Annotated in this window: 5 protein-coding genes; 2 read left to right on the top strand and 3 right to left on the bottom strand. The window is 71.7% G+C overall.

Features of this window, described 5'->3' with window-relative positions:
* The first annotated feature begins 201 nt into the window (after positions 1 to 201).
* Entirely contained in the window at positions 202 to 2,121 is a 1,920-nt protein-coding gene (locus ASF38_RS15520) for a CocE/NonD family hydrolase (protein ID WP_056577266.1), read from the top strand.
* Positions 2,122 to 2,133: 12 nt separating this feature from the next.
* Here ASF38_RS15520 and ASF38_RS15515 read toward each other — a convergent pair whose 3' ends face one another.
* Complete coding sequence (locus ASF38_RS15515) at positions 2,134 to 3,000, bottom strand: acyl-CoA thioesterase II (protein WP_055967940.1); 867 nt, start codon at positions 2,998 to 3,000, stop codon at positions 2,134 to 2,136.
* A 106-nt stretch (positions 3,001 to 3,106) separates the two neighbouring features.
* Here ASF38_RS15515 and ASF38_RS15510 point away from each other — a divergent pair, with 106 nt between their 5' ends.
* Positions 3,107 to 3,769: a hypothetical protein gene (locus tag ASF38_RS15510; RefSeq protein WP_056554497.1), complete on the top strand. Its 663-nt coding sequence runs from the start codon at positions 3,107 to 3,109 to the stop codon at positions 3,767 to 3,769.
* Between the two features lie 36 nt (positions 3,770 to 3,805).
* Here ASF38_RS15510 and ASF38_RS15505 read toward each other — a convergent pair whose 3' ends face one another.
* Complete coding sequence (locus ASF38_RS15505; RefSeq protein ID WP_055967934.1) at positions 3,806 to 4,708, bottom strand: PAC2 family protein; 903 nt, start codon at positions 4,706 to 4,708, stop codon at positions 3,806 to 3,808.
* A gap of 10 nt (positions 4,709 to 4,718) precedes the next feature.
* Positions 4,719 to 5,272 (bottom strand): transketolase C-terminal domain-containing protein (locus ASF38_RS19425; RefSeq protein WP_304438663.1); only part of this gene is annotated, 554 nt, incomplete at its 5' end.

The raw sequence follows: 5,272 nt of genomic DNA, 5'->3' as shown, positions 1-5,272 counted from the left end.
TCAAGAAGCCGGTGCTCCTGCCCACGACCGTGGTGTTCGGGTCGACGACCGGCGACGACGGCACCGACTTCGGGGTCCGTGCGCAGAAGAAGGACTCGACGCACCTGGTCGGACGCATCACCCCGTCCTGAGCGACGGACCGGGCAGTGACGTGACGGGCGTCTCCTCGTTGGACCTCCTGGACCCCAGGAGGAGCCCGTCATGACCTGTCGCACCACACGTCGTCCCCTCGCCGTCGTCGCGGCCGCCCTGGCCGCGACGACGGCGGTCGCGCTCGCGAGCGTCCCTGCCTCCGCGACGGCACCCTCGCCCGCCTCCGGTGCACCTGCCTGGTCGGTGGCCGCGGCAGCGGGACCCGCGCAGGCCACGGGTGCGTGGTCGCCACGTCCCGAGCAGTACCCGACGACGACCACCGAGCGTGACCTGGCGATCCCGATGTCCGACGGGACCGTCCTGAGGGGCAACCTCATGCGGCCGGTCGACGCAGCCGGACGCGTCGAGACCCGTCGACTGCCGGTGGTCGTCACCATCACCGCGTACAACAAGAACGTGCAGGACCAGGCCGGCGGGCTGGGGGGCGGCGACGGCTCCTACCTGGTCAAGCGCGGGTACCTGCAGCTGACCGTCGACGCCCGCGGGACGGGCAGCTCGGCCGGGACCTGGTGCGCCTTCTGCTCGCGGGAGGGCAAGGACTTCGGCGAGGTCATGACCTGGGCCGCGAAGCAGTCCTGGTCGAACGGCAGCACCGCCATGCGAGGGCCCTCCTACATGGGCATCGCGCAGATGTTCGCGGCCGCCGACCGACCGGCCGGCCTCAAGGCGATCTTCCCGCAGGTCCCGGGCGCCGACGTGTACCGCGACGTGGTCGCCTCCGGCGGCGCGCTCGACGTCGGGTTCATCCCGCTGTGGATCGGTCTCGTCAACGGCACCGCGATCATCCCGCCCTACCTCTCCGCCACCGACCCGGCCGGAGGCCTCGGGACCCTCGTCACGCACCTGCTCGGCAACGGCGCCTTCAGCCTCGACCTCCTCGTCAGTGCCCTCGGTGGCGGTGAGCCCGCCTACGACGGCGCGTTCTACACGCAGCGCTCCCCCATCGAGGTGGTCTCGAGGATCACCACGCCCACGTTCCTGGTGGCCGGTGAGTACGACCTCTTCCAGCGTGGGACTCCCCTGCTCTACGAGAACCTCCAGCGTCGAGGCGTGCCCACCAAGATGATCGTCGGCCCGTGGGACCACCTCCAGGCCTCCGGCGGCCAGGGCCTCGAGTCGGCCGGCTACGGCAGCCTCGGCGAGCTCCAGCTCCGGTGGTTCGACCACTACGTCAAGAAGCTGCCGAACCAGCGGCTCTCCGACATCGCCGGGCTCAGCTACTTCGAGCAGGGCAGCGGACGCTGGGTCCGTGGCACGGAGTGGATGCCGTCGAGCCTCACGCCGCGCACGTTCCGCCTCAGCGGGACCGCCCGGACCGCCGGGTCGGCCGGAGGCCTGACCACGGGGACGCCGACCGCCGGCCGGACGACCGTGCCCGCCATCCCCGCCCAGGGGCTGTGCAGCCGGTCCACCAACCAGTGGACGGCCGGCGTCGTCGGACTGGTGATGCCCGACCTGCCCTGCTTCACGAACAACCAGTTCAACGACACCCTCGGGCCGGTATTCGAGACCGCACCGCTGACCTCCGACGTCGTCGTGCACGGCCCGCTCAACGCCCGGCTGTACACGTCGACGCCGACGGGCGACGGGATGCTCTCGGTCACGATCTCCGACGTGGCGCCCGACGGGACCGTCTCACGGCTGACCGGCGGCTGGCAGGTCGTGTCCCACCGGGCCCTCGACACGACGCGTTCCCGCTACGTCCGCGGCACCCTGGTCCAGCCTCACCACCCGTTCACGAAGCAGGCCCAGGCGCCCCTGGCCGCCGGCACCGTCGCCCCGGTCGACGTGGAGGTGTTCCCCACGCGCGCCCGACTGGCCAAGGGGCACCGCCTGCGGGTCTCGGTGCAGGGGTTCGACGTGCCGCACCTGCTGCCGACATTGGGCTCCCTGCTGCCCTCGCTGGCCCCGATGACCGTCCACACGGGCCCGCAGCACCCGTCGGCGCTGACCTTCGGGACCCCCTGAGCGGCGGTCCGCTCAAGAGCGACGGCGACGGATCAGGCCCTCCTGGGCCACGGTGGCCACCAGCGTGCCGTCCTCGGTGAACACGCGGGCCGTGCTGAGCCCGCGCGCGCCGGAGGCGGACGGCGACGTCTGGTCGTACAGCAGCCACTGGTCGGCACGGATGGGCCGGTGGAACCAGATGGTGTGGTCGAGCGAGGCCGGGACGACCTCCGGGGATCCGATGAACTGTCCATGCGGGATCAGCGCGACGCCGAGGAGGCTGAAGTCGCTGATGTAGACGAAGGCCGCCGTGTTGACGATGCGCGAGTCCGGGAGCGTGCCGTCGGCGCGGAACCAGAGTCGTTGGACCGCGGGGACGCTCTGCCGGGTCGGGTCGTCCTCCGGTCGGTTGTCGCCGATGTAGCGCAGGTCGAAGGACGACCACTCCCGCTTCCAGGTGTCGACCTCGTCCGGACGGACGGCACGGATCACCTCGAGCAGCGGTGTGGAGTCCGCCGGCGCGGGGACCGTGGGCATGACGTCCTGGTGGTCCCAGCCCTCCTCGGCCTTCTGGAACGAGGCGGTCATGTAGAAGATGGTCTCGCCGTGCTGGCGTGCGGCCACCCGGCGCGTGGTGAAGGAGCCTCCGTCGCGGACGTTCTCGACGTCGTACACGATCGGGATCGACGGGTCGCCGCCGAGCAGGAAGTAGGCGTGCAGGGAGTGGATGTAGCGGTCCTCGGGGACCGTCAGCTGCGCGGCCGTGACCGCCTGCGCGGCCACCTGACCACCGAAGACGCGGGTGAGGCTCGATCCTTCCGGCTGCCCGCCCCGATAGAGGCCGACCTCCAGGGGTTCGAGGTCCAGGAGGGTCACGAGCTGGTCCAGTGAGGCGGGCACGCCGAGATCGTATCGACTCGAGGCCTCACCGACGCCACGACCCGACGCGACGGCCTCGCCGCAGCGGCGACCCGGCGTCCAGGCACATCACCTAGAGTTCACACAGATGTCCGTCGCTCCCGCTCCCGCGCGCCACCCCGTCCCGCAGCTCGTCCGCACCCTGGACCTCGTCGCGAAGGCTGCCCTCGTGCTGCTCCTGGCGCTGGCCATGTCCGCGCCGGACCTCGGCAACATGGCCGACAAGGCGGCCGGACTTCGAGCCGTCGCCTACCCGCTGCTCTCGTTCACCGTCCCGGTGGTCTGGTGGATCTTCTGGCGCGAGCGTCGTCCGTTCCCCTGGGCGGCCGACCTCATGGTCACCATCACCTGCTTCACCGACGTCCTCGGCAACCGGCTCGACCTCTACGACCGCATCGTCTGGTTCGACGACTGGATGCACTTCATGAACACCGGCCTCCTCGCGGCTGCGTTCATCCTGCTCACGCTGCCCCGCACGGCCACCTTCGGCGCCACCTTCGAGCGGTCGCTCGCCTTCGGGGTGCCGGCTGCGGTGTTCTGGGAGATCGCGGAGTACTTCGCCTTCATCAGTCGGTCCAGCGAGCGCCGGAGCGCCTACGGGGACACGCTCGCGGACCTCGCGCTGGGCTCCTTCGGCTGCGTCGTCGCCGCGATCGTCGTCCACGGACTCCGGGGGCGCGGTCGGCGCTCGGGGCCCACCGGCCTCCTGAGCACGCATCCCGTGCCGGCCGCCGACGCAGGCGGCACCTGAGCCGGAGCCGGAGCCGGGCCGACCCTCGTGGTCGGGCTATCCCTCGTCGTTCTTGCGCTGCCGCGCCAGGAACTGCTCGAACTGGTCGGCCAGCTCCTCGCCGCTCGGGATCGAGTCGTCGTCGGCGAGCAGCGACTGGGCCGCTCCACGGGTGAAGGCGTCGTACTGCTCCTCCAGCCCCGAGAGCACCTCGGCGCCGCCCTGCTCGGCGATCTGCCGCTCGATGTCGGCCACCGTGGCGCCCTGCACCGCGCGGATCGGGTCGAGGTCGAGGTCGAGCCCGGTGCGGTCGACGACCGCCTCGAGCAGCGCCAGCGCGGCCGGCGGGTAGTCGACCTGGGTGAGGTAGTGCGGGACGTGGACCACGTAGCCGGCGCTGTCGATGTCGCGCTGCGTCAGCCGGTACTCCAGGAGCGACTGGGCGGACGACGGCACGCGCACCTCGGCCTGCCACAGGTTCTTGCGGTCGACGAGCTCCGGTCGCGAGCCGTGGGCCGTGATCATGGGCGGCCGCGTGTGCGGGACGCCCATCGGCACGGCACCCAGGCCCAGGGTCAGGCTGACGTCGAGGTCCTCGACGACCTCCTGCACGCCGTCGACGAAGGACTCCCAGCGGAAGTCCGGCTCGGGACCGGCGAGCACCAGGTACGGCGTGCCGGAGCGGTCGTGCTCGCGCACGATGTCGAGGCGCGGCTCGTCGTAGTCGACGTAGTGGTCCTGCCGGAACGTGATCATGGGCCGACGGGCACGGTAGTCGTAGAGCTCGTCGACGTCGAAGCTGCGCACCACCTCGCCCCGCCCGCTCACGAGGTGCTCGGCCGCGATCCGCGAGGCCCCACCCGCCGTCAGGAAGCCGTCGAGGGCATGGATGAGGACCGGTCCGTCGCCACGCGGCGTCGGGTCCTGGGATTCGGGGTCACGTCGAGAGGGCCACTTCATGGTCAAGGCCTCACGGCTCGAGATTGTTCCCGACGACCCGCTGCCAGGCGGCACGGGTGTCGGCGGCCACGGCATCGGGCGTGAGGCCGAGGCGCTCGAGGATCACCGGGCGCTTGGCGTGGTCGAGGAACTCCTGCGCGACACCGTGCACACGGACCGGCACGTCGCTCTCGACGTCGCGCAGCGCCTGCGTGAACGCGGCACCCACACCGCCGATGCGACCGTTGTCCTCGATGGTGACCACGAGGCGGTGGGACGCCGCGAGCGCGACGACGGCCGGGTCGAACGGCTTGACCCAGCGGGGGTCGACGACCGTGACGCCGAGTCCTTCGGCGGACAGCCTCTCGGCGGCTCCGAGGCCCACGGGCACCATGGATCCCGCAGCGAGGACGAGCACGTCGTCGGACTCCCCGCGCGCGAGGACGTCGGCGGTGCCGACCGTGTCGATCGCGTCGACGTCGGCGGGCACGGCGCCCTTGGCGAAGCGGACCACCGTGGGGGCGTCGTCGACGGCCACGGCCTCGCGCAGCAGCTCGCGCAGCCGCGTGCCGTCGCGGGGCGCGG

This window comes from Aeromicrobium sp. Leaf272, assembly GCF_001422865.1.
In the GTDB taxonomy this organism is placed as follows: Bacteria; Actinomycetota; Actinomycetes; order Propionibacteriales; family Nocardioidaceae; genus Aeromicrobium.
This window is presented reverse-complemented; position numbering and strand designations above follow the sequence as displayed.